The organism is Nonomuraea turcica, assembly GCF_030718205.1.
Lineage (GTDB): Bacteria > Actinomycetota > Actinomycetes > Streptosporangiales > Streptosporangiaceae > Nonomuraea.
Genome location: NZ_JAUZQF010000019.1, coordinates 244682 through 269143 on the forward strand (window position 1 = coordinate 244682; position 24462 = coordinate 269143).

The window sequence follows — 24462 nt, forward strand, 5'->3', positions numbered from 1 at the left end:
GCTCAGCCCTCCGATCGCTCGGTCGACGACATCGCCCGGTACTCCGGCGGAAGGTCGTGCCCCACCAGGTCAGCGGCGCTCTGGATCACCTCGACCAGCGCCGTGCCGGACGCGATCTTGCGATGCGCTTTCATGTCGCCGTCCCGGTAGGCGTTCTTGAGCCGAAGCTGCAGCGGGTCCATGTTCAGCTCCCGGGCGATGCGGTCCATGTGCGACTCCAGCGCGAAGTCGCCGATCGTGACGCCGAACCCGCGCATGGCGCTGGACGGCGTTCGGTTCGTGTAGACGCAGTAGGCGTCGACGTGGACGTTCGGGATCGTGTACGGGCCGGGCATGTGCGCCGCCGCCTTGGTGGTGCCGTACGGGCTGTGCCGGGAGTACGCGCCCGCGTCCACGTAGAGCGTGATCTTGCGGGCGACGATCCGGCCGTCGTCCATGACGCCGTCCTTGATGTAGATGCGCTCGGCCGCACGCGGGGACGACACCTGCATCTCCTCGGCGCGGCTGTAGACGTACTTGGCGGGCCGGCCGGTGAGCGTGGCGGCGATGCAGGCGAGCGGTTCGACGATGACGTCGACCTTGCCGCCGAACCCGCCCCCGACGGTGCCCCCGACGACGCGCAGGCTGGTGGGCGGGACGCCGAGGATGAGCGCGGTGTTGTCGAGGGTGAAGAAGGCGGCCTGGGTGTTGCTGTGGATCCGCAGCCGGCCGTCGCCCTGGGGGACGACGATGCAGCCGGTCGGCTCGGTCGGCGCGTGTTCGATCGGGGAGGAGCTGTAGCCGCCCTCGATGATGCGGTCCGCCTCCGCGAAGCCCCGCTCGACGTCGCCGAAGCGGACCCGGCGGCAATGATGTCCCTCGTACACGAAGTGGTTGGTGCCCGCCTGCTTGATGATCGGGGCGCCGTCGGCCAGCGCCTCCTCGACGTCGAGAACGGCGGGCAGGTCGGTGTAGTCGACCACGACCCGGGCCGCGCCCTCGCGGGCGGCGTCCTCGGTCTCGGCGACCACGGCGACGATCGGCTCGCCGCGATAGAGGACCCGGTCCTCGGCCAGTACCGGCTCGTCGTCGGGTCCCACGCCGATCAGGCGCAGCACGACGTACCAGTTGTTCGGGACGTCCTCGTGGGTGATGACGCGCAGCACGCCCGGCACCGCGAGGGCGCCGGAGACGTCGACCCGGTTGATGAGGGCGTGGTGCCGCGTGGACCGGTGGATCTTGACATGCGTCATCCCCGGCAGCGTCATGTCCTCGAAGAAGACCGTGCGGCCGGTGACGTGACCGCGGGCGTCCGAGCGCTGGACCGCGGAGCCGATGACGTCGAAGTCGCCCGCACGCTCGGCCTTGAAGTACGCGACGTCGATCGGGGTGAGGCGTGCCATCAGACCTCGGCCTCCACGGGCTCGAGCCGGGCGCCGCGGCGGCGCTCGGCGGCGGTGAGGACGGCGGAGATGATCGGCTCGTATCCGGTGCAGCGGCAGACGTTGCCGCAGATCGCCTCGGTGACCTCCTGACGGGTCGGATCCGGCTTCCGGTTGAGCAGCGCCGTGGTGGACATGATCATCCCGGGGGTGCAGAATCCGCACTGCGTCGCGAAGAGGTCGACGAACGCCTGCTGGACGTCGCTGAGCCGGTCGCCATCGGCCAAGCCCTCGATCGTCTCCACGACAGAGCCGTCGACCGTCACGACGGGGATCAGGCACGAGACCACGGGCCGGCCATCCAGCAGCACCGTGCAGCTGCCGCAGCCCCCTTGCGCGCAGCCGCGCTTGGCCCCCATCAGCCCGAACGTCTCGCGCAGGGCGGTCAGCAACGTCGTCGACGGCCGGGCGATCAGCTCCCGCTCGGCGCCGTTCAGCTTGAGCGTGACGATTGTCGAGGGCATACGATTCCCTTTCATGCCCCGAGCAGGGCGCGACGCAGGTGGACGGGATAGACCCGAGCGCGGTACCAGGCGGAGGCGTAGGCGTCGTCGAACGGCTCGAAGACGTCCGCTTCGGCCGCCCGGGCGACGACCTCGGCGTTCAGCGGCGCCCCCAGCAGAACGCGCTCGGCGCCGACCGCGCGCACCAGGCGGCGCGCGAGGCCGCCGAGCACGAGACGCACGTCGCCGACCAGGCCATCCTCGATCGTGATCCGGGCCGCCACCGTGACGATGGATCCTGAGTTGAGACGCCGCCGAGTCGCCTTGTAAAACCGGAACGCATCCTTCGCCGGAGCGGTGAACCGGACACGGGTCACCAACTCGCCCGCCCATGGGCCGTCGGTGACCACCCGCTCGAGCGGCTCGCGGCGCGCGCCGTCGGCGCCGAGCACGTCCAGCTCCGCGTCCAGGGCCAGCAGAGCCGCCGCCAGGTCGCCGTACGGCTGCGGCACGAAAAGGTTGCCGGCCACGGTGGCGAGGCTGCGGACCGGCGGGGAGGCGATCGAGCGGACACAGCCGGACAGGTAGCTCAACCGGGCATCGTCCTCGACGTCCGCGAGCGTGGTGGCCGCCCCTAGGGTCACCGTGGCGCCGGCGACGTCGATGCCGGAAAGTCCCGCCCTGCGCAGGCTGACCAGCCGCAGGTCGCCGCCGGCTTGATCGTTCAGCCGGGCCATCAGATGGGTGCCGCCGCCGAGGGGCAGGGCCCCCGCCTGAAGCGCCGCATGAGCCGCCTCGGCGCTCTCAGGCATCTGAACCGATATCAGCATGCGCACTCCTATTATCGATATCGATAATTGGAGCATAGGTGGCATGATCTAAGAGTCAAGGGCGCTCTGGGCCCTCAACGTCACAGGAGGCTTGTTGTCGGAAAACCCGTCCATCGTCCCGCGCTCCGCGCGGCCGACGCTGAGCCAGCAGATCCGCGACGGTCTGCTGCAGCGGATCGTCGCCGGCGAGCTCGGCGAGGGGGACCGGCTGATCGAGACGAAGATCGCCATCGAGTTCGGAACCAGCCAGGCCCCGGTCCGGGAGGCGCTTCGGCAGCTCGAGGGCCTCGGCCTCATCGAGGGCCAGCCTCGTCACGGCAGCCGGGTGCTTCCCTTCGCCGAGCAGACGATCCGTGAGGCGTACATCGTACGGGCGGCACTGGAGGAGACGGCGACACGGCTCGCCATGCTGGCCGGAACCCTCCCCTTCGACCGGCTGGGGGAGGCGGTCGAGGAGATGTACCGCTGCGCCCGGGACAACGACGTGCACGGCATCGGCCTTGCCAGCGCGCGGTTTCACCGGCACGTCGTCCAGGCCGGCGGCAACGGGCTGCTGACCCGGGCCTGGGAGGCGCTGCAGATCGAGGCGCGCACGGCCATCGCCCTGATGGTCACCAGGCCGGAGCTCGAGCGGGTCGCCGATGAGCACCGCGAGCTCCTGGACGTCATGCGCGCCGGTGACGTCGAGATGGCCTGCCGTCACGCCCGCGACCACCAGTGGGCCTACGCCGACACGCCGCACGACCCGTACGGAACGCCGAAGCGTGGGGACTGGAACGTGTGACGGCAGACCCGCATGACGTGCTGAATCGTCGCGCGGGCTCGTCGCGTTCCGGGCTCAGGAGTCCGCGGTGAGCCGCTGCGCCTGCGCACGGCCGACCGCGGCAGCCCGGTGGAGAAAGTCGGCGATCAGGTCCAGCTCCGCGTCGTCGTAGCGGTCGAGCGCCTCGGCGAACGCCCTGCCCGGGATCTCCCAGGCCGAGCCGATCCGCGCGCGGGCTTCGGGGGCGAGGGCGACCAGGGCCCGCCTGCGGTCGTCGGGGTCGGCCTGCCGCACGACGAGGCCTGCTTTGTCCAGGCGGTCTATCAGGCGGGTGGCCGCGCTGGGGGTCAGGCCGGTGAGGCGGGCGATCTCGCCACTGCTCACGGGGCCCGACTCCAGGTCGAGCAGCGCCACGCACTGCAGGTCGGTGGGGTGGATGCCGAGCCGGTCGGCCATGGCCTGGTTGAACAGCGTGTAGGCCGCGTAATGGCGCTGGCTCTCATCGGCGATGCGCTTCAACGTCTCGGCTCGGTTTGACACAGGCCGCTCCATGCTTCTAATAATTTGCATCATGCAAACTTTGCGTGGATCAAAGTTTGTGCCACGCCTCCATCCTAGCGGGAGACCCGCATGCTCGTCCGCGCGTCTCGCCCGCTACGGCCTGGTGTGGCTCCTGCCGAGCACACCGCAGACCCTCCACTCGAAGGGATATCAACAGAAATGACCACTCTTGTCACCGGCGCCCGCGGTGCCGTCGCCAGCGCCCTCATCGGCCTCCTGCGCGAGCAGGGGCGGCCCGTCCGCCCGGCCTCCAAGGCCCCCGCCGACCCGTCGGTCGTCAAGTGCGACTTGAGCGACCCGTCCACCTTCACCGCCGCCCTCGCGGGCGTGACGTCGGTGTTCCTGTACGCCGAACCCTCGCACGCCGGCGAATTCGCCGAAACGGCCGCCGCGGCCGGAGTCGAGCACATCGTGCTGCTGTCCTCATCGGCCGTGCTCACGCCCGATCCCGACGCCGGCCCGCTGGCCAAGTCCCACATCGACGCGGAACGCGCCGTGGCCGCCTCGCCGGTGCGGAGCACGTCGCTGCGGCCCGGCACTTTCTGCGGCAACGCGATGGCATGGTCGTGGCCCGTCAAATCCGGGACGCCGATCAGCCTGCCGTACCCGGACGCGCACGTCGATGCCGTCCACGAGGCCGACGTCGCCGCGGTGGCCGCCGCCGTGCTCGCCGACCCCGCGCTCGGCGGCCGGCCGTACACGCTGACCGGGCCGCAGTCGCTCACGTTCACCGAGCAGATCGGCATCCTGTCCCGCGTCACCGGGCGTGACATCTCCGTCAAGCACGTCACCCGGCAGGAGTGGAAGGCCGAGATGGCCCAGTACATCGACGGGCCCGTCGCCGACGCCCTCCTGGACTACTGGCAGAGCTGCGACGGCCGCCCGGCCGAGCTCACCACGGTCGTCGAAGAGTTGACCGGGCGTCCCGCGCGCACCTTCGCCTCATGGGCCGAGCAACACCGAGCCGCCTTCCTCGGCTGACAGTTGGTGGCTAGCCGGTCACCACGTGCATGTACCACTTCCGTGACCGGTCGCTGTCGCAGTCGTACTGGACGAGGTCGACATTGTTCTCGGTGCTCGTGCCGCCGGCGACGGTGACGCATTTACCGGTCAGCCGGTTGATCAGGATGACCTCGCTACCATCGGTGGCGCCGGCCGGCGCGGACAGGGCGGTCAGGCTCAGGGCGAGGGTGGCAGTCAGGCCGAGGATACGCCTAGTCACCGTCGCCGACGGCCCGCCTCGCCCGGGGACGGCGGGCTAGGTAGACCACCGCGGGTGGCAGGTTGCGCCAGACGGTCGTGCTCGTCACGACCTCCTCGAACTCTGTCCGCAGGCCGCCGAGCAGCCGCCTCGCCGGGGCGGCCCAGCGCGTCCAGTTGTAGGCGAACTGCGTATAGACCCCAGCCGGGGACAGAACGCGGGCCACCGACTCGATCAGAGGGGGCTGCCCGGCGTAGGCGACCCACGGCAGGCCGCTGACCACGACGTCCACCGGCCCGACGCCGAGCCTGGCGAGCAGGCCGGGCAGGTGTGCGGCGTCCTCGCACACCACCTCGACAGACGGGTACGCCCGCGCGATCTCCGCCGCGAACCGGTCGTTGAGCTCGACCACGATGTGCCTGCCGCAACCGCCCAGCCGTCGTTGGATGGCAGAGGTGAAGGCGCCCGTCCCCGCGCCGAGCTCGACCACCACCGGCTCGCCGCGCTCCGGGACGCCCACCACCATTTGCGCCGCCAGCCGCGCCGAGCTCGGCAGCACCGAAGCCGTGCGCAGCGGCGACCTGACGAATTCCCACAGAAATCGACCGCTGCCGGCGCCACGGCGCTCCTGATCGATTGTCACAGTCCTGCTCCCCGAGCTCGCTCCGGCAACCCGCTCGAATCCTTGCGTACGTGCGGCGGTGCGATATTGCAGCCACGTGGCTCAGAGGTGAACACAAGCGATCTTGCGCAGGCGCTCCTGACGTGGCAGCGGCCCGGTCAGGGAGGTTGGCAGCGGGGGCACCAGACGGTTGTACGGCCCGCGATACGGCGGCTGGACAAGGGCGTGCCGCAGCGCGGGCAGGGGCCATCGGGCTCGTCGCGGATCCCGGTGAGCCAGGTGTCACGCGCGGGCACGCATTCGGCCTTGATCGCCTCCCGCAGGACCCGGCGCATCGCCTCGTACAACGCGGTGTGTTCGCCTTCGTCCAGATCTCCCACGGCACGCTGCGGATTGATCCGGGCATGCCAGCAAATTTCGTCGGCGAGCAGGTTGCCCAGGCCGGCGATGAATGTCTGGTCGGTCAGCACCGACTTGAGCCGTCCCCTGCGACCCGACAGCAGCTCGTCGAAGCGCTCGCGTGACACCTCACGCGCGTCCGGGCCGAGTTCGCCGAGCACCCGCTCGACCTGAGTCTCATCGCCGGCAAGGCGGATGCCCTGGAGTTTCCGCATGTCACGAAAGCGCAGCTCACCGTCGTCGAACTGCCAGACGACTCGGTCATGCCGGTGCAACGGCTCGCCGGGGGGATGCCAGGACAGTGAGCCGGTCATGCCGAAGTGCAGCATCAGCACCGGCCCGCCGGCCGGGGCGATCAGCCACTTGCCGTGCCGTCGCGGCGGCTCGAACCGGTGTCCCCGCAGCGCGCCGGCCAGTTGCCGCGCGCCGATGCCGCGAAGGACCCCGGGGTCGCGCACGCGTACGCCCCTGATCGGCTCGCCGGTGTGCTCGGACAGCACCCTGCGGAAGCCCTCCACGTCAGGAAGTTCCGGCATGAGGACAGCCCTGCCCACGCAGCCCCGTCCCATCCCTGAGCCCGCCGTGTGTCTACCGCGCCGAAGGCCCCGCAGGTCACCTGCGCCGCCGCCGAGGTGGGGTTGAGGCAGGTGTGGAGCCTCATTCGTGGGGCAACGGGTGGGCATGGCTGGAATAACACTGCGGAGCAGCGCATTCAGCGATCATGCGATGATCCCACGCGAACATTCCCACGAGGCTGGCGACGTCTCCCCCGCGTTGGAGTGGGCCGGCGTGCCGGATGAGGCCGCGGAGCTGGCGCTGCTGTGCGAGGATCCCGACGCCCCCGGCGGCACCTTCACCCACTGGCTGGTCGTCGGCATCCCGCCGGACGCCTCCGGTCTGGAAGCAGGCGACGAGCTGAAGGCCTTCACCGTCGGCCGTAACGACTTCGGCACGCAGGGATACGGTGGGCCGCATCCGCCGCCGGGCGATGCTCCGCATCGCTATTTCTTCCGCCTCTATGCCATGCCCGCGCCGACCGGCCTGGCCGACGGCTTCTCCGCCGCGGAGTTCCGGCGCGCTACCAAGGGAAACGTGCTCGCCTCGGGCACGCTGGTCGGCACGTACGGACGATAGGCCGGGCTCACCGTTTCCTAGGGCGCGCCGCTCTGGCGGATCACGAGTTGGTTGCTGACGTCCACCACGCCCGGCGTGTCCCAGGCGTCATCGCCGGCCGCGCGCTTGGCCAGCCAGGTGCTCACGTCACCACCCAGAATGACGACCCGCTGCTTGACGTCCACCCGGATGTCGGCGTCCTTGGTGTGCGGGTTGTCCCGTAGTCGATCGACCAGCTGGGACTTGATCTCGCGGTCGGTCGGCACGGCTGGGTGCTGGTCCCGCCAGCCGTAGTAGTAGCGGTCCGGCGGGTAGCTCCAGGCCGGGAGCGGGGACGGGGACATGATGTGCCTCCATGATCTCGACCGATGTCACCAGTCCGCTACCCGTGCCGGGGCCGGGCTATCACCCCAGGTCAGGCGGTCCCCGCCACGGTTCGATGTTGACTGCTGTGGCCGGCGGGCAGGGTGGCCTCATGGGCTTCCTCGCGACCAAGGACTTCCGCCGGATCCCATCTGAGGTGATCAAGCATGTTCGCTGACCGCACGGACGCCGGACGCCGTCTGGCGGCACGCCTGCAGCACCTGCGCGGGCAGGACGTCGTGGTCCTCGGCCTGCCGCGCGGCGGGGTGGCGGTGGCGTTCGAGGTGGCCCGGGAGCTCGGGGCGCCGCTGGATGTCATCCTGGTCCGCAAGCTGGGCGTCCCGATCCAGCCCGAGCTGGGGTTCGGGGCGATCGGTGAGGACGGCGTACGCGTCATCAACCCGGCGATCGTGGATGCCGCCCGCCTGGCCGCCGACGACATGGAACAGGTGGAGGAGCACGAACGCGAGGTGCTCGGCCGCCGGGCGGAGCAGGTCCGCGCCGGACGGCCGAAGCTGCCCCTGACCGGCCGGACCGCGCTCATCGTCGACGACGGGATCGCCACCGGATCCACCGCCCGCGCCGCATGCCAGGTCGCCCGCGCACAGGAGGCCTCCCGCGTCGTCCTGGCCGTGCCGGTGTGCCCGCCCGAGGCGGCCGAGCAGTTGCGCGCCGACGCCGACGAGGTGATCTGCACGGAGACCCCCGGCGATCTCGGCGGCATCAGCCAGTGGTACCACGACTTCCGCCAGGTCGACGACGAGGAGGTCGCCGACCTCCTGCGCAGCGCCGGCTAGAGGCTGTGCCATTGCCGGACCGCGTCCAGGTGCTCCTGGCGGCCGATGGCCACGAGATTGGAGCGGTAGAGGCCGATCGTGCCAGGGGCGTCGAGGTCGGCTCGGGTGCACGAACGCAGGACGTTGTCCAGCTCGTCCACCAGCAAGACCCAGCGATAGCGGGCGAAGACGAGGTCGAGCAGGGCGCCCGCGTCGCCGCCGCAGTTGGCCTGGAGCTCGGGATGCAGCTCGAACAGCAGCGTCGGCGCCGAGGCCAGGGTCTGAGCCGCACCTTGGAGCACGAAGCCCTCGTACCCCTCGACGTCGATCTTGATGACGTCGGGCGGCCCGAGGCCGCTGCCGTCGAGGTAAGCGTCGATCGACGTCATGGGTACGGTGACGGCACCGGCAGCTGTGCCCACATTCGCCACGGCGGCCGAGTGTTTGCCGGACTGCTCGCCTGACAGGTGGAGGGTCAATTCGCCGGGTGCGGACCCGACGGCCATCTCTTCTACGGTCACGCGGCCGGCCAGCTCGTTGCCCTCGACGTTGCGCCGCAGGTAGGCGACGTTCTCCGGCACCGGCTCGAAAGCGATCAACCGTCCGTCCCGCGGCAACCGCACAGCGCCCGTGCAGGCGTAGACGCCGATGTTAGCTCCGACGTCGACGATCGAACGGCTCACCGAGGCCAGCCGCTCGAAGACGCGGACCTCGAACTCCTCGTAATAGCCCGCCGAGATCGACGGCATGATCGTCGCGTCCCACGCCGGACCGATCAGCACGACGCCTCGGTAGTGCACCTTCACATCTCGATCGCCGGCGGCGACGCCTACCCGGAACACCATGTGGTAAATCCGGTTGACCAGCGGGAACCGCCGGATGCTCCGGCCCCCTAGCACCGTGCGGGTCAGCCGGCTCCTGTTCGCCGCCCTCGCCGCGCGCATCATCCCGATAGCGATGGTTTGCCGCAGTCGCTTCAGAGATGGGGGCATGCTGAAGAAATTTATCAAGCCGATGAGCCATATGTCGGTATATCAGCAACCCCAACAGGTCGATGGCCGGCCATCCCGGGCCGGCTTCAGTCCGGTGCCAGTGGCAGGCGCAGGACGAAGTTGGCGCCCCGCGGCGAGTCCTCCACGGTCAGCATGCCTTGATGCGTCTGCGCGATGGCCCGCGAGATGGCGAGGCCGAGACCACTGCCGTGCGGATCGCGCCGGCGCCCTTCGGTCAGGCGGACGAAGGGCGTGAAGATCCGCTCGCGGTCGGCCGGCGGGATGCCGGCGCCGTCGTCGAGCACACTGACCGTCGCCTGCCCGTCCGCGCGCACCACGCTCACCTCGACACAGGTCAGAGCGTGACGCTGGGCGTTCACGAGCAGGTTCACCAGCACCTCGGCGATCTGGACGGGGTTGCCGAACACCGCCACGTTCTCGTCGGCGTGGATGCGGATCGGCACCTTCCCGCCCCGTCGTGCGACCTCCTCGCGTGCCAACGCGGTGAGATCCACCCGCTGGGGCGTGTGCGACGAGGTGCGCACGCGGGTCAGCGCCAGCATCTCATCGATGATCAACTGGCAGCGCTCCAGCGTGGCCAGCGCATCGTCTATCGCCGTACGCGGGTCCACGTCGGAATACAGCTGAGCCTCTTCCAATTGGGTACGCAGTCCGGTCAGCGGGGTGCGCAACTCGTGAGACACCATCGAGGCGAAGTGACGCTGATGGTCGACCGCCTCCTGCAGCCGCGACAGCGTCTCGTTGGCGGTGCGGGCCAGCAGCGCGATCGCGTCCTGCCCGGACGGCTGCGGCACGCGCATGCTCAAGTCGGTCACGGTGACCTGGGCGATCCGCCTGCGTATCGCCTCCACCGGGCGCAACGCCTGCCGGACCAGAATCCAGGCCACGCCCGCGAACAGCCCGCTGGCCAGCAGGACGGCGGCGCCGAGGAGAAGCTCCAAGGTGTGCGTGGCCAGGATCGCGGGTTGTACGCGACCGGCGTACACGATGTGGGATTCGCCGCCCCACAGCAGTTGCTCCTCTTGCGGCGAGGGCCTGACGGCCGTGAACATCACGCACTGCGTGGCGGAACATTCCGTGCGATGCTGGATGCGATCATCGGATGAGGGCCAATATTTGCTCAGCGCCGGCCGGCCGGCAACTGCTCTGCTGGCCGACTCGACCTCGCCGGATGAGTTGACCAGCTGGATCAGGTTGACGTCCGAGGCGGTGACCGGGGGCGGGGGCCGTGCCTCGTTCATCGCTCCGATCCAGTCGACCGCCGCCCGCTCGGTGTCTTCGAAGACACGCTGCTCCACGTCGACGCGGATCGAGAAATCCGCGACGATTCCCACGGCGCTGAGAGCCATCAGCGACAAGAGCCCCGTTGCCAAGGTCAGCGTCGCCTGGACGGAAAGGCGACGGGGAAACGACACTTTGCGACCTTTCCGGTGTCTGCCGGCCTCGGAGAAGGCGCCAGACACGTTCAGCTCTCGATGTTCCCGCCTTTCCTGCCGTCGGCGTGTCCATCCGGCACCTGGCACCTGACGTCCGCTGAGAGGCGCCAGATCCCGCGCCATCTCACGGTGTCCTGTCCGTGGTGCCTATGAAAGGCAATCTTGCAGCTCACGGCTATCATTTCCCTCGCCGGTCGCGGAAGACGACCCTGCCTACGGTCAAAGTTCTTTGGCCGTCCTTTGGTCAGGCCCGCTCAGGCGCTCTGCCGGACGCGGCGCAGGAGTCGGGCGATGAGCGCCGGCATGGCGAGCACGGCCGCGAGGATGCCGAGGGTCGCGGTGCCGAGCACAGCACCAGCGGGATCAATCCGCGGCGGCGGGTGAAGGCCGCGAACACCGCCCCGGGCGGGCTGATCGGGACGCGTGGAGACCCGCGAACGGGCCGCTGACCGTCACGGCAGCCGGGCGGCGGTGAGCAGGGCGGTCATGTGCCGGGTGCCGCGCCGTCACCGATCCGCCACGCGGAAGTCACGGCCGGCCGCCATGATCTCGGCATGTTCGCGTCACGCTTAGCACAGGTAGCCCGCCGTACCGCGGGGATCGCCGCGGCCGCCGTACTCGTGATCACGGCCACCGCCACCACGGCGCACGCCGCCTCGGACGTGCCCGATCGTCGCATCAGGGTCGCGACCTTCAACATCCACCACGCCCAGGGCGTGGACGACAAGCTGAACCTGGAGCGCGTCGCCGATGTGATCCGCACCGGCGAGGCCGACATCGTGGGCCTGCAGGAGGTCGACCGGCACTGGTCGGAGCGGAGCGAGTTCGCCGACCAGGCGTCCTGGCTGGCCGAGCGGCTGCACATGCACGTCGTCTACGGCGCCAACCTCGACCTCGACCCGGCCACCCCCGGCGCGCCGCGCCGCCAGTACGGCACCGCGATCCTGTCCCGCTACCCCATCCTTGCCTCGGACAACACCCTGCTGCCGCGTTACGAGGGCCACGAGCAGCGTGGCCTGCTGCGGGCCCTGGTGCAGGTGCGCGGGGTGCGCGTGCAGGTGTTCAACACCCACCTGCAGCACAACAACGCCAACGAGCGCCTGGAGCAGGTGCGCGCCATCCAACCCCTGGTCGGCGCGCGCGAGGAGCCGGTGGTGCTCACCGGGGACCTCAACGCCCGCCCCGACGCGCCGGAGATCCGCGCCCTGTCCGACACCCTGACCGACACCTGGCCGCGGGCGGGCGCGGGTGAGGGCTACACCTACCCGGTGGCGGCCCCGAACGCGCGCATCGACTACGTGTTCACCTCGGCCGACGTCCAGGTCGAGTCGGCCGCCGTCGTCACGAGCGATGCCTCGGATCACCTGCCGCTGTTCGTCGACCTGCTGGTCGGCCGCCGTGGCTGATGCCCTCCGGCGTCGCGGATTCCTCTCCGGCATCGGCACGGTCGCGGGACTGGCGGCCCTCAGCCAGGTGCCGCTCGAGGGCACCGCGCTCGCGGCGCCACGCCTGCGCGGCGAGGAGTATCCGTTCAAGCTCGGCATCGCCTCGGGCGACCCGACGCCGGGCGGCGTGGTGTTGTGGACCCGCCTGGTGCCTGATCCGTTCAGCCCCGACGGCGGCATGCCGAGCCGTGCGGTGCCGGTGGACTGGCAACTGGCAGTGGATGAGAACATGCGGAATGTCGTCAAGCGGGGCACCGTGTCGGCGCTGCCTGAGCTGGCGCACTCGGTGCACGTCGAGGTGGACGGGCTGCAGCCGGGGCGGCACTACTACTACCGCTTCCGCTACCGCGGCGATGTCTCCGATGTGGGCCGTACCCGTACCGCACCCTCCGAGCACGGCGGGCCGGGCTCGCTGAGCTTCGCCTTCGCCTCCTGCCAGGATTGGACCCACGGCTTCTACCCGGCGTACCGGAGCATGGCCGAAGAGGACCTCGACCTGGTGATCCACCTCGGTGACTACGTGTACGAGTACGGAGTCCCCGCCGACGGCGGCATGCGCAAGACCGCGACGCCGGACGTGCTCCGCGAGGGCCCGCGCGACCTCGACCGCTGGCGCATGCAGTACGCGCTGTACAAGTCGGACCCGGATCTGCAGCGCGCCCACGCCCGCTTCCCGTGGCTGGTCACCTGGGACGACCACGAGGTGGCCAACGACTACGCCGGGGCGTACGGTCCGATCGACGCCAACCGGGCGGCGGCCTACAAGGCATGGTACGAGCACCAGCCCGTTAGCCGCAGGTCCCTGCCGCGTGCGGACGGCTCGCTGCGGCTCTACGGCCGCTCCCACTGGGGCCGCCTGGCGCAGATCGACCTGCTGGACACTCGGCAGTACCGCAGCGCGCCGCCGTGCGGCTGGGGCGAGGCACCCGCGTGCGCGGCCGGGAACGACCCGGCCAAGGGCACCATGCTCGGCACCACGCAGGAGCGGTGGCTCCTGGACGGACTGTACGCGTCCAAGGCGCGGTGGAACGTGATCGCGACGAGCGTGATGATGGCCCGGCTGGACCACGACGGCCCGACCGGCGACGTCATCTGGCACGACGCCTGGGACGGCTACCCCGCCTCACGCAGAGCCATCACCGACACGTTCGTCACGGCCAAGGTGCGCAACCCCATCCTGGTCGCCGGCGACTGGCACTCGACGTTCGTCAACGACATCCACCAGGACTTCGACCGGCCTGACTCCCCGGTCGTGGCGACGGAGTTCGTCGGCACGTCGATCTCCACCAATGGTGACGACGAGGTCTACGGGCCCTACTACGGGCCCATGATCAAGTGGAATCCGCACATCAAGTTCTTCGACGGCGACCGCCGCGGTTACGTCACGTGCCGGCTTGACGAGCACGAATGGCGTACCGACCTGCGCATGGTGCCCACCGTCAGCCGGGCGGACGCCACCGCCACGACCTTCGCCTCGTTCGTCGTGGAGGACCGCCGCCCGGGAGCCGCCAGCGTTTAGCCAGGCCCGTCTCCGGGATGATCACTTGCTCCGGTAGACGCGCACGTAGTCGAACTCGGCGTTGACGGCCGGCTGCGCGCCTCCATGGGCGACCAGGCCGATCCGCGGCGCCGTGTCCTTCGGGAACGTCCACACGCCGGCCCACGTCCACGTCTTGCCGTCGCGGCTGGAGCCGGCGCGGAACTCGTGCTCGCCGTTGGCCGGGTCGACGTGGTGGGCGAGCCTGAGCCACGTGGTCTTCGCGGGCGGGCCGGCGATGTTGCCGCCGTACGACAGCCGGCCGGCGAACGGGAGCTCCCTGCCGTACTCCACCTGGCGGGTGTTCCAGATGGCCACCTGGCACAGGCGGGCGAAGTCGTCGTCGGAGACGTACGCGACCAGGCCTGCCTGCTGGTAGTTGCGTACCGTGTCCTCGCCCAGGTCGAGGGTCACCTTGGTCTCGACGATGTAGTCGCCCTCGGGCGGGGTGCGGAGCAGGACGCCGGCGGTGTTGGCCGTGCCGACCAGGTCAGATCCCTGGACCGGCCAGCGGAGCACGCCGTTGGTGACGCGCGCGGAGGTGTCCTCGCGGACCCACTGCCAGCCCTTGCCGTCCTCGCTGTCGAACTCGTCGGCGTCGAGCAGCGTGCCGGGGCGAGGGACCGCCGCCGGGCGGGAGACCGGGGTGAAGAGCCGCGCCACGCTGACGTTGTCGAAGTCGGCCGGGCCCTCGGCGACCAGCCCGAACGTGCCGGACAGCGGGACGGGGGAGTGGAGGCGCACGGTGGCGCGCGGGTCGCCGAGCCGATCGGCCGAGCCGACCTGAGCGCTGATCGTCCGGCCCTTGACCGTGACGGCCAGGTTGCGCCAGGTCGCCGCGCCACCCGGCAGGGCAGCCGTGCGCCGGGCCCCGCCTGCGGTCACGACGAGCTCGTCGCCGGACACCAGCACGGTCGCCCCGCCGATGCGCAGGCCTCCCGACCGGCCGGTCACCCGGAGGTCCGTCTCGGCACGCAGGTCGCCGCCGACGCCTCGGCGGGCGATCAGCGTTGCCGCCTTGCCGTCTCCGGTGCCATGCCGGGCATATCCGTCCTGTACGGTCCAGCCGTCCGAGCCACGCCATCCCGACAGATCACCCGTGAAACGCTCGTCCACGGTCCCGCGCGTGACCGGCGCTTCTCCCGACCGCTCCGATGGCCCGGCGCCCGCCCGCACCACCGGCCAGTCGTCGATCCAGTCCAGCCGGTCCAGCAGCATGGGCCGCTCGTTGATCCCGTAGGGCTCGTCCAGGAACGGATCCGCCCGGTCGATCGCGTGGTACAACATCCAGTCCTGCCCGGACAGGTCCGTCAGCTGCGAGTGGTGGCCGGCCCCGATCCAGCGGTTACCGTTCTGATCCAGGACGGGGGTGCCGCCGGCACGGGAGGCGAGCAGCGGCTGCCCGTCGCGATCGACGAACGGCCCGCGCGGGCTGGTGGCTCGCCCGGCCAGGACCGAGTATCCGGTCGTGGGCCCGGCGCAGCAGTTCGCGGACGAGGCCAGCAGGTAGTAGAACCCGCCACGCCGTACGACGTACGCGCCCTCGAACTTGTTGTCGATGGCCACCTGGGCCGGCTGTCCCACGGTCCGCAGCCCGTCCGGGGTGAGCTCCGTAACCCACAATCCCCCGAAAAATCCGCCGAAGTAGAGATATTTTCGCCCATCCACGTCCGTGAACTGCGCCGGGTCGATCGTGTTCCAGTACGAGTCCCCGGCCGGCCGCGGCGGCACCACGGGAGCGGCCTGATGCGTCCACGGCCCGGTCGGCGACGGCGCCGTGGCGACCCCGATCGAGAAGTCCCACGGATGCGGGGTGCTCGCGGTGTTGGTGACGGTGAAGTACATGACGTACCGCCCGTCGAGATACCGGACCTCCGGCGCCCACAGCAGGCTGCCGGGCGCGGCGTACGGCGGCAGGTTGTCCTCCCCGAACGCGTCACCCACGTACGTCCACTCCACGAGATCGCTGGAGCGGGCGATGGGCAGCCGGTGGTGCCTGCCCTCCCCTTCCCGCAGGGGATCGGAGGTTCCGTAGGAGTACCAGTAGCCGTCGAGCCCGCGGATGACCGCCGGATCGGCGAAGGTGTCGGCGAAGCCGGCCGACACGGGGTTGGCGTACGAGGAGGAGGGACCGGACAGTAAGGACAGGACCAGCGAGGCAACCGCTGCGATGCGCATGTATCAGCCCTTCAGCCCACTACGGGAGATGCCTTCGATGACGTAGCGCTGCGTCAGCGCGAACAGGATCAGCACCGGCACGCTGGCCAGCACGGCCCCCGCCATGATCACCGGATAGTCGATCGTGTAAGCGCCCTGCAGGATGGACAGCCCGGGCGGCAAGGTGAAGTAGTCCGGGCTGAAGATCACGAAAATCGGCCAGATGAAGTCGTTCCAGTTGCTCAGGAAGCTCAGCACCGCGAGCGTGGCCAGGGCCGGCTTCGACAGCGGCAGCGTGATCCGCAGGAAGATGTGCCAGTGGTTGGCCCCTTCCATGAGCGCCGCCTCGTCCAGCTCCCGCGGCAACCCCAGGAAGAACTGCCGCAGGAAGAACACCCCGAACGCCCCCGCCGCCCCCGGCACGATCAACGCGGTCAGGCTGTCGAGCCACCCCAGCGCGTCCACGATGAGGAACGCCGGAATGAGGAAGACGAACCCCGGCACCAGCAGCGTCCCCACGATGACGCCGAACATCACCCGCTTGCCCCGGAACTCCAGCCGGGCCAGCGCGTACGCGGCCAGCGACGACACGACCAGCACGAGCAGCATCTGCCCGGTCGCGGCGATGAGGCTGTTGGCGAACCACCGCAGCACCGGCGTCTGCGTCGTGCCCTCGAACAGGGTGCCGTACGCCCGGGCGGTCGGCTCGGCCGGCCAGACCGTGGGCGGGACGCGGGTGGCCTCGGTCTGGCTCTTCAGCGAGGTGCCGAGCGCCCACAGCAGCGGCGCCACGAACACCACGGCCAGCGCGACCAGGACGGTGTACCGCCTCATGACCGCCCCCGGAACAGCCGGAAGTTGATCACGCTGACCACGATCAGGGCGAGCGTGAGCACGTAGCTCATGGCCGAGGCGCTGCCCATTTTGTACTGGCCGAGGCCCTGGTCGAGGATGTACACGATCGCGGTCCTGGTCTCGCCGCCCGGCGCGCCCTGGGTGAGCAGGTACGACTGGCCGAACATGTTCGCCGAGGCCAGGATGGTCGTGGTGATCACGAACAACATGACGGGCCGCAGCCCGGGCAGCGTCACGTGCCGGAACTCGGCCCACCGGCCGGCCCCGTCCACCTTGGCGGCGTCGTACAGGTCGCGCGGAATGTCCTGCATGCCCGCCAGATAGATCACGCCGTTGAACCCCAGCGTCCACCACACGGTGACGCCGACCAGCGCGACCCACCCCCACGGCAGCGAGGTCGTCCATGCGATGTCGGTGCCGAGCAGCCAGTCGACGAGCCCGAGGTTCGGGTCGAGCAGCAGCCGCCACATCAGGCAGACGACGGCGACCCCCAGCACGTACGGCGCGAAGAACAGCCCGCGAAAGAACGTCCTGCCCCGGAAAGACCGGTTGAGCAGCAGCGCGATCCCGAGCGGCAGCACCACCAGGAACGGCACGCTGAACAGCGTGAACAAGCCGGTGGCCCGCATCGACATCCAGAAATCGGCGTAGACGGCCGAGGTGGGATCGAAGAGCGCGGTGTAGTTGTCCAGCCCCACGAACGGCCTGCCCTCGAGCAGGAAGTCCCAGTCGTGCAGGCTCACCCACACGCCGTAGATCGCGGGCGCCAGCACGAACACGCAGAACAACACCAGGTACGGGGCCATGAACAAATACGGAGTGGCCCACCCGGACCAGGCGACGGGCGTCGCCGCCCTGGCCGTGGAGGCCTTCGCGGTGAGTGTGGCCATCAGGCGCCGTACTTCTTCCGGTTCTGCTCGAGGATCTTGTCCGCTTTGGCGGACGCCTCGGTGAGCGCGTCCTTGGGGCTCTTCTTCAGCAGGATCGCCGCGTTGATGGCCTGGTCCACGACGGCGGAGGCGTCGCCGATGCCGGCCACGGACGGCAGGAAGTACAGGTTGTCGATCTGGGAGCCGATGGCCGCCTGCTCCGTGAGCGCCTGGAACTCGGCGCCGTCGCGGATGGACTTGCGCGCGGGCACCTGCCCCGCCTTGGCCCATTCGATGGAGTGTCCGCTGATCCAGTTGATGAAGACCTTGGCCGCGGTCAGCTTGTTCTGATCGGATGTGCGCTGCTTGAAGACCACGAACTGGTGGGAGCCCGCCCAGGCGGCCGGCTTCGTGCCGATCTGGGGGAGTGGCGCCACGCCCCACTCCAGGTCCTTGACCGCGCGCAGCGTGTTGATGGACCAGATGCCGTTCCAGTTGAAGGCGTTCTTGCCGTTCTGGAGGGCGATGAGGTCGGCGTCCTGCCCCACGTTCTTGGGGCTGTAGCCCTTGTTGACCAGCTCGACCAGCCAGGTCAGCGCCTGCACACCGGGCTCCTCGGCGAAGCGGGAGACGCTGGCGTCGTCGGCGAACAACTGCCCGCCGTGCTGGTAGAGCAGGCTGCCGAACTGCATGCTGCCGGTGAACGGGAACGGCGTCGCCCAGTGCCCCTGGATGCCGGCCTTCTTCAGGGCTTCGAGCGCGGCCAGGTATTCCTCGCCGGTCTTGGGCGGGTTGTCGGGGTCGAGCCCGGCCTTGGACAGGACTGTCTTGTTGTAGAACATGCCGAGCGGGTGCACGTCGAGCGGAATGGAGTAGCGAGCGCCCTTGTAGACGCCGGCCTGCCAGACCGGCGGGGAGAAGTCGGCCTCGGTCAGGGTGAGTGCCGTGGCCACGTCGTCGAGAGGCAGCACCACCTGGCGGGCGGCGTTGGTGGCGACGCTGTCCACGTGCATGATGCCGAGGTCGGGGCCCTGGCCGGCGGCCACCGCCGCGGGGACCTTCGCGTAGTAGTCCGCCCACTGGTAGACGTTCATGGTCACTTTGATGGTGGGGTGGGCGGCGTTGAACTGCTCGATCAGCCGCTTCATGAACGGGCCGTCGCCGCCGGTGAAGCCGTTCCAGAACGAGAGGGAGACCGCCGGGCCCGTGTACGTCGTCGGGGCCGCCGTCGTCGCCGGCTGCTGAGCGGCCTGTCTCGGCCCGCCGCCCCCGCCGCAACCGGTGAGAACGAGGGCTCCGAGGCCGAGGCCGAGCGCGCGTCGCCGGGTGAGGTTGTCCAGGGACATCTGCATCACACTCCTGACCCATATGGTGATGCCTCGTTCTACATCGTTGTATCTAACGTTGTAAACAGCGCCGCCGGGGTTCGTTACAGCGTTGTAAACCGGGCCCGTCCTCTGCCCGCGCGCATGCCGGACACCGCCGTGAGCAGCCCATCGGGCGCGGGGGACGTGCCGCCAGGGGGCACGAGAGGCCAGGCGAGGGCTAGGGGGAGGTGGTTTCGCGGGCGAGGAGGCGGTGAGGGGCGCAGAGCTCCTGAGGCGGTGGCCCGGAGATGCCGGCCAGGCGCGTGGCGAGGAGATCGACGGCGGATTCGGCGATGTGGGTCTTGTCCGGCGCGATCGTCGACAGGCTGGGAGTGGAGAAGCGGCCGTCCTCGATGTCGTCGAACCCGATCAATGCCACGTCCTGTGGCACCCGGACCCCTCTGGACAGCAGCGTGCGCAGCGCGCCCAGCGCCAGCGTGTCGTTGAAGCAGAAGACCGCGTCGGGCGGCGAACCCGACTCGAGCAGCCGCGCCATCGCGGCCGCCCCGTCCGAGCGGTGGAAATCGCGCACGTACGCCACCGCGTGCGCCGTCAGCGAGGAGTCGGCCAGCGCGCTCTGGAACCCGCGCAACCGCTGCTTGGCCGTCATGGCCGAAGCCGAGCGCTGGGCCCCGATGGCGGCGATGCGGCGGCGGCCGAGCTCGATCAGGTGTGTCGTGGCCAGCCGCGCCGCCGCGATGTTGTCCACCGCGATGTGGTCGAGCCGCGAGCGGCCGACCCGCTCGCCGAGCAGGACCATCGGCGTGTGGTCCGTCCTGGCCGCCAGATCGGCGCGGGTGAGCGCGAGCGGGCTGAACAGCAGGCCGTCGATGAGCTGGGCCCTGATGCCCGACACCACCAGCAGCTCCTTGGCCCGCTCGCCCTGGGTCTGGTCGATGAGCACGGTCCACCCGTGCCGGTCGGCCGCCTCGATCACCCGGGTGGCGAGCTCGGCGAAGTAGGGGATGGACAGGTCGGGGACGGCCAGCGCGATCACGCCCGATCGGCCCTGGCGCAGGTTGCGGGCCGACAGGTTGGGCCGGTAGGCCAGCTCGGCGATCGCCGCCTCGACCTTGGTGCGGGTGTCGTGGCTGACGTGCGGGTAGCCGTTCACGACGTTGGAGACGGTTTTGACGGACACTCCGGCGTGCTCGGCGACGTCCTTCAGCCGTGGCCGCATGATCCCCCCTCTCCAGCTCGGAAAGCACTCTACAGCCAGATTTCCAACGATAGAACAATGGCCATTTACAACGTTGCATACGACGTTGTAGAAGTGGTGGGACCCGCACGCGTGAGGAGCCGCCCTGTGAAGAACGCACGACTGACCCTCGATCCGGCCTTCGAGATCGCTCCCGTGAACCGGCGGCTGTTCGGCTCGTTCGTGGAGCACATGGGCCGCTGCGTCTACACCGGGATCTTCGAGCCGGGACACCCGCGCGCCGACGAGCACGGCTTCCGCACCGACGTCCTGGAGCTGACCCGCGAAATGGGCGTCAGCGTGGTGCGTTACCCGGGCGGCAACTTCGTCTCCGGCTACCGCTGGGAGGACGGCGTCGGCCCCGACCGGCCCACCCGGCTCGACCTGGCCTGGCGGCAGATCGAGACGAACCGGTTCGGGCTCAACGAGTTCATGACCTGGACCAGGAGGGCCGGGGTCGAGCCGATGATGGCCGTCAACCTCGGCACCAGGGGCATCCAGGAGGCGTGCGACCTGCTGGAGTATGCCAACCACGCCTCCGGCACGCACTGGTCGGACCTGCGCGTCAAGCACGGCGTCGCGGAGCCGTACGGGATCAAGCTCTGGTGTCTGGGCAACGAGATGGACGGGCCCTGGCAGATCGGGCACAAGACCGCGGAGGAGTACGGCCGGCTGGCCAACGAGACCGCCAGGGCCATGCGCCTGGTGGATCCGGGGGTCGAGCTGGTGTTGTGCGGCAGTTCCAACAGCCAGATGCCCACGTTCGGGGCGTGGGAGGCGACCGTGCTGGAGCACGCCTACGACGCGGTCGACTACCTCTCGCTGCACGCCTACTACGAGGAGAACGGCGACCTCGACAGCTTCCTCGCGGCTGCGGTCGACATGGACCGCTTCATCTCGTCGGTGGTCGCGACCGCCGACCACGTCCGGGCCAAGCTGCGCAGGAACAAGTCGATCAAGTTGTCGTTCGACGAGTGGAACGTCTGGAACCAGTCCCGCTTCGAAGGGCGTGAGCAGGGCGACTTCGACGAGGCGCCCGAGCTCATCGAGGACACCTTCACCGCCGCCGACGCCGTGGTGGTCGGTGACTTCCTCATCACGCTGCTGCGCCACGCCGACCGGGTGAGCGTGGCCTGCCAGGCGCAGCTGGCCAACATCATCGCGCCGATCCGCACCTCACCAGGAGGTCCGGCCTGGCGGCAGACGATCTTCCACCCGTTCGCGCTGACCGCCCGCCACGCGCGCGGCACCGTGCTGCGGGTGGAGCCGCGCTCGCCCCTGCTGGACACCGCCAGGTATGGCGAAGCGGCGCAGCTGTCCAGCGTCGCCACCCTCGACGAGGAGGGCGTGACGGTGATCGCGGTCAACCGAAGCGCCCACGAGGAGCTCGACCTGACCGCCGACCTGCGCTCCGCCGGTCCGCTCCGGGTGGCGGAGACGCACCTGCTGGCGGCCGGCGCCGACCCGCATGCGACCGAGGTGGCCGTCGTCCCCCTGGCCAACGCGCGGCTCGACGGGGGAGAGCTGCGTGCCGTGCTCCCGGCCGCGTCCTGGAGCCTGATCCGTCTCACCTTCCCCAAGGACTGAGATGCCGGCGCCGGACCACTGCAAGCCGAGGTCAATTCCCGCGCAAGGCGCCGTCTTTAGCGTCGGGGTGTGTCCAAACGACTAGTTCTTCTCGGCGGCGCCACCCTCGCGGCGGTCGCAAGCCTGACGCTCGCCTCCGTCAATCCCGCCTCCGCTGCATCCGGCGCTCCTGCCGCGGCCGGGGCGCCCGCGCCCGGCAAGGTGGCGAACAAGCTGTTGCGCGCCTGGCTGGCCGCGGACCGCACGGCTGCCGCCAAGGTGGCCACCCCCGCGGCGGTGAACACGATCTTCACCTACGCCTATCGCGCCCCCGACCGTTTCGGCGGCTGCTCCGGCAACGTGTGCCGGTTCGTCCACACCAGCGTGCGGGTGCCCGGCGGGCTCGACGGCATCGCGATGGTCGTGACCGGCTCGAAGGTCACCAAGGTCTACCTGTCGCGGCACGTCGTCACGCCGTCCAAGGTGGCCGCGCACCTGCTCGCCGCCTGGAAGCGGGGCGACCGGTACAGCGGGCTCGAGGTCGGCAGCCTGAGGGCGGTGAAGACGCTGTTCAAGGTGAAGTACGACCCGCACGGCGTCACCCACTACTTCCAGGGCTGCAGCAGGGAGCCGAAGGGCTACTCGTGCGCCTACTCCTACGACGGCGGTGCGATGGTGATGCACGTGCGCGGCTCCAAGACCACCGGCTACGAGGTCGGCTCGATCACCTACATCGCTGACTGACGGCCGGCACAACCTGCCCTTGCCCGCGGAGGGGGAGGCGCCGGCACGCCTAGCGGCCCTTGTGGAGGAAGGCGGTCAGGCGGTCCCACGGCCACGTGTTGATCACGTCCTCCGCGGTGAGCCAGCCGCGCTGGGCCGTCCCGATGCCGTAGCGCATGTTGGCCAGGTGGCCGACCGCATGAGAGTCGCTGTCGACGGCGAACTTCACGCCGTACCCATGCGCCTGCCGGATCAGGTCGGCGGCCAGGTCGAGGCGGTCGGGGAAGGCGTTGATCTCCAGCGCGGTGCCGGAGCGCGCGCAGGCCTGGAAGACCTGATCCCAGTCCACCTCGATCGGCGGGCGGCGGCCGATCAGGCGGGCGCTGGGATGGCCGATGATGTGGACGTGCGGGTTCCGCGCGGCGCGTACCAGCCGCCGGGTCATCTTGGCCCGCGGCAGGTCGAAATGGGAGTGCACCGAGGCCACGCACACGTCGAAGCCGGCCAGCACGTCGGACGGCCAGTCCACCTGGCCGTCGGGGCCGATGTTGAGCTCGACGCCGTGCAGCAGCCGCAGCCCGGACGTGCCCTCCAGCGCGCGCAGCCGCTCGCGTTGCGCGAGGGCCTTGTCCAGGGTCATGCGCTGCATGTACAGGTCGGGCCCGTGGTCGGTGACGGCGTAGTAGGCGTACCCGCGTGCGGCCGCGGCGGCGACCATGTCCTCGAGTGAGGCGTGGCCGTCGGTGAGGTCGGTGTGGGTGTGCAGGTCGCCGCGCAGGTCGTCCTCGGTGACCAGCTCGGGCAGGTCTCCGGCCAGCGCGGCCTCGATCTCGCCGGTGTCCTCGCGCAGGGTCGGCGGGATCCACGGCAGGCCGAGCCGCTGGTAGACCTCCTCCTCGGTCCTGGAGACGATCTTCTCGTCGGTGACGGCGTCGAACAGGCCGTACTCCGACAGCTTGAGCTTGTGGTGCTGGGCGATCTCGCGGGTGCGGATGTTGTGCGCCTTGGCGCCGGTGAAGTACTGCACGGCCGCGCCCCACGCGTCCGGCGGCACGACGCGGAGGTCCACCTGCAGCCCCTGGTCCGTACGGAGTGAGGTCTTCTTGTCGCCGCGCACGATGACCTCGGTCACGCACGGTAGCCCGGCAAAGGCGTCCATCAGCACCTTCGGCCGGTTGGACGTGGCCAGGACGTCGATGTCGCCGATGGTGTCCTTCATCCGGCGCAGTGACCCGGCGTAGCCGCAGCGCCGGCAGCCCCCTACGTCCTGCAGCGCCACCACGATGTCCTCGGCCAGCGGCATGGCCACGCCGATGTGGACCCGCCGGCCCGCGTCCCGCAGCAGGGCGATGCCATGCAGCAGGTTCTCCTCGGTCTTGGCGCCGAATCCCGGCAGGTCCCGCAGGGCGCCCGCGGCGATCGCGGACTCCAGGCTTTCCGGGGAGTCCACGCCCAGGCGCTGGTGCAGCACCATCGCCCGCTTGGGGCCGAGCGCGGGGATATGGGTCAGTGCGCGGACCCCGGCGGGAATGCGGGTGCGCAGCTCCTCGAGCTTCGGCATGGTGCCGGAGCGCAGGTATTCGGCCACCTTGGCGGCGATCGACTCGCCTACGTTGGGGATCCGCCGCAGCGCGCCGGCGTCGTAGCCGGCGATGTCGTCCGGATAGGCGCCCACGGACCGGGCCGCCTTCTGGTAAACGCGGACCTTGAAATCCTCATGACCGGTGATGGCGAGCAGATCAGCGTACTCCTCCAGCACGGCGGCCACGTCGTCGTTGGTGCGTGCCATCTCGCATCATCCCCC

The 24462-nt window shown here is 69.9% G+C and carries 24 protein-coding genes; 8 read left to right on the plus strand and 16 right to left on the minus strand.

Features of this window, described 5'->3' with window-relative positions:
* Positions 1 to 2: 2 nt before the first annotated feature.
* The 3 genes from Q9G87_RS60935 to Q9G87_RS40885 are packed head-to-tail and all read right to left on the minus strand — an operon-like array spanning position 3 to position 2694.
* Entirely contained in the window at positions 3 to 1382 is a 1380-nt protein-coding gene (locus tag Q9G87_RS60935; protein ID WP_371825902.1) for a xanthine dehydrogenase family protein molybdopterin-binding subunit, read from the minus strand.
* The gene (locus tag Q9G87_RS40880) at positions 1382 to 1885 is read right to left on the minus strand and encodes a (2Fe-2S)-binding protein (protein WP_305921969.1); all 504 of its coding nucleotides are present in this window, start codon (positions 1883 to 1885) and stop codon (positions 1382 to 1384) included. Before Q9G87_RS40880 ends, Q9G87_RS60935 begins: the two co-directional genes overlap by 1 nt.
* Before the next feature lie 11 nt (positions 1886 to 1896).
* A complete protein-coding gene (locus tag Q9G87_RS40885) occupies positions 1897 to 2694 on the minus strand; it encodes an FAD binding domain-containing protein (RefSeq protein ID WP_305921970.1) in 798 nt (265 codons plus the stop codon).
* Between the two features lie 94 nt (positions 2695 to 2788).
* On the opposite strand from Q9G87_RS40885, the gene Q9G87_RS40890 reads away from it, so the two are divergent.
* Positions 2789 to 3478, plus strand: a complete 690-nt coding sequence (locus tag Q9G87_RS40890; RefSeq protein WP_305921971.1) for a GntR family transcriptional regulator — start codon at positions 2789 to 2791, stop codon at positions 3476 to 3478.
* A gap of 54 nt (positions 3479 to 3532) precedes the next feature.
* Here Q9G87_RS40890 and Q9G87_RS40895 read toward each other — a convergent pair whose 3' ends face one another.
* Complete coding sequence (locus Q9G87_RS40895) at positions 3533 to 3997, minus strand: MarR family winged helix-turn-helix transcriptional regulator (RefSeq protein WP_305921972.1); 465 nt, start codon at positions 3995 to 3997, stop codon at positions 3533 to 3535.
* 180 nt (positions 3998 to 4177) lie between these two features.
* Between Q9G87_RS40895 and Q9G87_RS40900 the strand changes: the two genes are divergently transcribed.
* Positions 4178 to 4999 carry an NAD(P)H-binding protein gene (locus Q9G87_RS40900; RefSeq protein ID WP_305921973.1) on the plus strand — a complete coding sequence of 274 codons (822 nt, stop codon included), beginning with the start codon at positions 4178 to 4180 and terminating at the stop codon, positions 4997 to 4999.
* Positions 5000 to 5009: 10 nt separating this feature from the next.
* Here Q9G87_RS40900 and Q9G87_RS40905 read toward each other — a convergent pair whose 3' ends face one another.
* The 3 genes from Q9G87_RS40905 to Q9G87_RS40915 form a co-directional block, all read right to left on the minus strand.
* Positions 5010 to 5240, minus strand: a complete 231-nt coding sequence (locus tag Q9G87_RS40905) for an RICIN domain-containing protein (RefSeq protein WP_305921974.1) — start codon at positions 5238 to 5240, stop codon at positions 5010 to 5012.
* The gene (locus Q9G87_RS40910) at positions 5233 to 5862 is read right to left on the minus strand and encodes a class I SAM-dependent methyltransferase (protein WP_305921975.1); all 630 of its coding nucleotides are present in this window, start codon (positions 5860 to 5862) and stop codon (positions 5233 to 5235) included. Before Q9G87_RS40910 ends, Q9G87_RS40905 begins: the two co-directional genes overlap by 8 nt.
* Positions 5863 to 5999: 137 nt before the next feature.
* The gene (locus Q9G87_RS40915; RefSeq protein WP_305921976.1) at positions 6000 to 6776 is read right to left on the minus strand and encodes an Fpg/Nei family DNA glycosylase; all 777 of its coding nucleotides are present in this window, start codon (positions 6774 to 6776) and stop codon (positions 6000 to 6002) included.
* Between the two features lie 190 nt (positions 6777 to 6966).
* On the opposite strand from Q9G87_RS40915, the gene Q9G87_RS40920 reads away from it, so the two are divergent.
* Positions 6967 to 7374, plus strand: coding sequence for a YbhB/YbcL family Raf kinase inhibitor-like protein (locus tag Q9G87_RS40920; RefSeq protein WP_305921977.1), 408 nt, complete (start codon positions 6967 to 6969; stop codon positions 7372 to 7374).
* Positions 7375 to 7391: 17 nt separating this feature from the next.
* On the opposite strand, the gene Q9G87_RS40925 is transcribed toward Q9G87_RS40920, so the two are convergent.
* Positions 7392 to 7697 (minus strand): BON domain-containing protein, encoded by a 306-nt coding sequence (locus Q9G87_RS40925; protein WP_305921978.1) that lies wholly within the window; start codon positions 7695 to 7697, stop codon positions 7392 to 7394.
* 186 nt (positions 7698 to 7883) lie between these two features.
* On the opposite strand from Q9G87_RS40925, the gene Q9G87_RS40930 reads away from it, so the two are divergent.
* Positions 7884 to 8513, plus strand: coding sequence for a phosphoribosyltransferase (locus Q9G87_RS40930; protein ID WP_305921979.1), 630 nt, complete (start codon positions 7884 to 7886; stop codon positions 8511 to 8513).
* Here the strand turns inward: Q9G87_RS40930 and Q9G87_RS40935 are convergent.
* Together Q9G87_RS40935 and Q9G87_RS40940 are read right to left on the minus strand one after the other, a co-directional pair.
* A complete protein-coding gene (locus tag Q9G87_RS40935; protein WP_305921980.1) occupies positions 8510 to 9484 on the minus strand; it encodes an FkbM family methyltransferase in 975 nt (324 codons plus the stop codon). The two genes, Q9G87_RS40930 and Q9G87_RS40935, sit on opposite strands and share 4 nt — an antisense overlap.
* An 86-nt stretch (positions 9485 to 9570) precedes the next feature.
* The gene (locus tag Q9G87_RS40940) at positions 9571 to 10920 is read right to left on the minus strand and encodes a sensor histidine kinase (RefSeq protein WP_305921981.1); all 1350 of its coding nucleotides are present in this window, start codon (positions 10918 to 10920) and stop codon (positions 9571 to 9573) included.
* A 575-nt stretch (positions 10921 to 11495) separates the two neighbouring features.
* Between Q9G87_RS40940 and Q9G87_RS40945 the strand changes: the two genes are divergently transcribed.
* Together Q9G87_RS40945 and Q9G87_RS40950 are read left to right on the plus strand one after the other, a co-directional pair.
* Positions 11496 to 12347 carry an endonuclease/exonuclease/phosphatase family protein gene (locus tag Q9G87_RS40945; RefSeq protein WP_305921982.1) on the plus strand — a complete coding sequence of 284 codons (852 nt, stop codon included), beginning with the start codon at positions 11496 to 11498 and terminating at the stop codon, positions 12345 to 12347.
* The gene (locus Q9G87_RS40950) at positions 12340 to 13905 is read left to right on the plus strand and encodes an alkaline phosphatase D family protein (protein WP_305921983.1); all 1566 of its coding nucleotides are present in this window, start codon (positions 12340 to 12342) and stop codon (positions 13903 to 13905) included. Before Q9G87_RS40945 ends, Q9G87_RS40950 begins: the two co-directional genes overlap by 8 nt.
* Before the next feature lie 21 nt (positions 13906 to 13926).
* Here the strand turns inward: Q9G87_RS40950 and Q9G87_RS40955 are convergent, their stop codons facing one another.
* The 5 genes from Q9G87_RS40955 to Q9G87_RS40975 form a co-directional block, all read right to left on the minus strand.
* Positions 13927 to 16101, minus strand: coding sequence for a family 43 glycosylhydrolase (locus Q9G87_RS40955; protein WP_305921984.1), 2175 nt, complete (start codon positions 16099 to 16101; stop codon positions 13927 to 13929).
* Positions 16102 to 16104: 3 nt separating this feature from the next.
* Complete coding sequence (locus Q9G87_RS40960) at positions 16105 to 16914, minus strand: carbohydrate ABC transporter permease (protein WP_127934709.1); 810 nt, start codon at positions 16912 to 16914, stop codon at positions 16105 to 16107.
* Positions 16911 to 17825, minus strand: coding sequence for a carbohydrate ABC transporter permease (locus Q9G87_RS40965; RefSeq protein ID WP_305921985.1), 915 nt, complete (start codon positions 17823 to 17825; stop codon positions 16911 to 16913). The genes Q9G87_RS40960 and Q9G87_RS40965 overlap by 4 nt, the downstream gene beginning before the upstream one ends.
* Positions 17825 to 19156, minus strand: a complete 1332-nt coding sequence (locus tag Q9G87_RS40970; protein WP_305921986.1) for an ABC transporter substrate-binding protein — start codon at positions 19154 to 19156, stop codon at positions 17825 to 17827. The genes Q9G87_RS40965 and Q9G87_RS40970 overlap by 1 nt, the downstream gene beginning before the upstream one ends.
* Before the next feature lie 193 nt (positions 19157 to 19349).
* Positions 19350 to 20351 (minus strand): LacI family DNA-binding transcriptional regulator, encoded by a 1002-nt coding sequence (locus tag Q9G87_RS40975; RefSeq protein ID WP_305921987.1) that lies wholly within the window; start codon positions 20349 to 20351, stop codon positions 19350 to 19352.
* A 126-nt stretch (positions 20352 to 20477) separates the two neighbouring features.
* Here Q9G87_RS40975 and arfA point away from each other — a divergent pair, with 126 nt between their 5' ends.
* Positions 20478 to 21956, plus strand: coding sequence for an arabinosylfuranosidase ArfA (arfA, locus tag Q9G87_RS40980; RefSeq protein ID WP_305921988.1), 1479 nt, complete (start codon positions 20478 to 20480; stop codon positions 21954 to 21956).
* Positions 21957 to 22025: 69 nt separating this feature from the next.
* Positions 22026 to 22679, plus strand: coding sequence for a hypothetical protein (locus Q9G87_RS40985; RefSeq protein WP_305921989.1), 654 nt, complete (start codon positions 22026 to 22028; stop codon positions 22677 to 22679).
* A gap of 49 nt (positions 22680 to 22728) precedes the next feature.
* On the opposite strand, the gene polX is transcribed toward Q9G87_RS40985, so the two are convergent.
* A complete protein-coding gene (polX, locus tag Q9G87_RS40990) occupies positions 22729 to 24447 on the minus strand; it encodes a DNA polymerase/3'-5' exonuclease PolX (protein WP_305921990.1) in 1719 nt (572 codons plus the stop codon).
* Between the last annotated feature and the right edge of the window lie 15 nt (positions 24448 to 24462).

What these genes read in the sequence shown, in the direction of transcription:
- Q9G87_RS60935 (WP_371825902.1), bottom strand. Translation starts at nt 1,382, where the DNA reads ATGGCACGCCTCACCCCGATCGACGTCGCGTACTTCAAGGCCGAGCGT.
- Q9G87_RS40880 (WP_305921969.1), bottom strand. Translation starts at nt 1,885, where the DNA reads ATGCCCTCGACAATCGTCACGCTCAAGCTGAACGGCGCCGAGCGGGAG.
- Q9G87_RS40885 (WP_305921970.1), bottom strand. Translation starts at nt 2,694, where the DNA reads ATGCTGATATCGGTTCAGATGCCTGAGAGCGCCGAGGCGGCTCATGCG.
- Q9G87_RS40900 (WP_305921973.1), top strand. Translation starts at nt 4,178, where the DNA reads ATGACCACTCTTGTCACCGGCGCCCGCGGTGCCGTCGCCAGCGCCCTC.
- Q9G87_RS40915 (WP_305921976.1), bottom strand. Translation starts at nt 6,776, where the DNA reads ATGCCGGAACTTCCTGACGTGGAGGGCTTCCGCAGGGTGCTGTCCGAG.
- Q9G87_RS40920 (WP_305921977.1), top strand. Translation starts at nt 6,967, where the DNA reads ATGATCCCACGCGAACATTCCCACGAGGCTGGCGACGTCTCCCCCGCG.
- Q9G87_RS40925 (WP_305921978.1), bottom strand. Translation starts at nt 7,697, where the DNA reads ATGTCCCCGTCCCCGCTCCCGGCCTGGAGCTACCCGCCGGACCGCTAC.
- Q9G87_RS40930 (WP_305921979.1), top strand. Translation starts at nt 7,884, where the DNA reads ATGTTCGCTGACCGCACGGACGCCGGACGCCGTCTGGCGGCACGCCTG.
- Q9G87_RS40935 (WP_305921980.1), bottom strand. Translation starts at nt 9,484, where the DNA reads ATGCCCCCATCTCTGAAGCGACTGCGGCAAACCATCGCTATCGGGATG.
- Q9G87_RS40945 (WP_305921982.1), top strand. Translation starts at nt 11,496, where the DNA reads ATGTTCGCGTCACGCTTAGCACAGGTAGCCCGCCGTACCGCGGGGATC.
- Q9G87_RS40955 (WP_305921984.1), bottom strand. Translation starts at nt 16,101, where the DNA reads ATGCGCATCGCAGCGGTTGCCTCGCTGGTCCTGTCCTTACTGTCCGGT.
- Q9G87_RS40960 (WP_127934709.1), bottom strand. Translation starts at nt 16,914, where the DNA reads ATGAGGCGGTACACCGTCCTGGTCGCGCTGGCCGTGGTGTTCGTGGCG.
- Q9G87_RS40965 (WP_305921985.1), bottom strand. Translation starts at nt 17,825, where the DNA reads ATGGCCACACTCACCGCGAAGGCCTCCACGGCCAGGGCGGCGACGCCC.
- Q9G87_RS40970 (WP_305921986.1), bottom strand. Translation starts at nt 19,156, where the DNA reads ATGCAGATGTCCCTGGACAACCTCACCCGGCGACGCGCGCTCGGCCTC.
- Q9G87_RS40975 (WP_305921987.1), bottom strand. Translation starts at nt 20,351, where the DNA reads ATGCGGCCACGGCTGAAGGACGTCGCCGAGCACGCCGGAGTGTCCGTC.
- polX (WP_305921990.1), bottom strand. Translation starts at nt 24,447, where the DNA reads ATGGCACGCACCAACGACGACGTGGCCGCCGTGCTGGAGGAGTACGCT.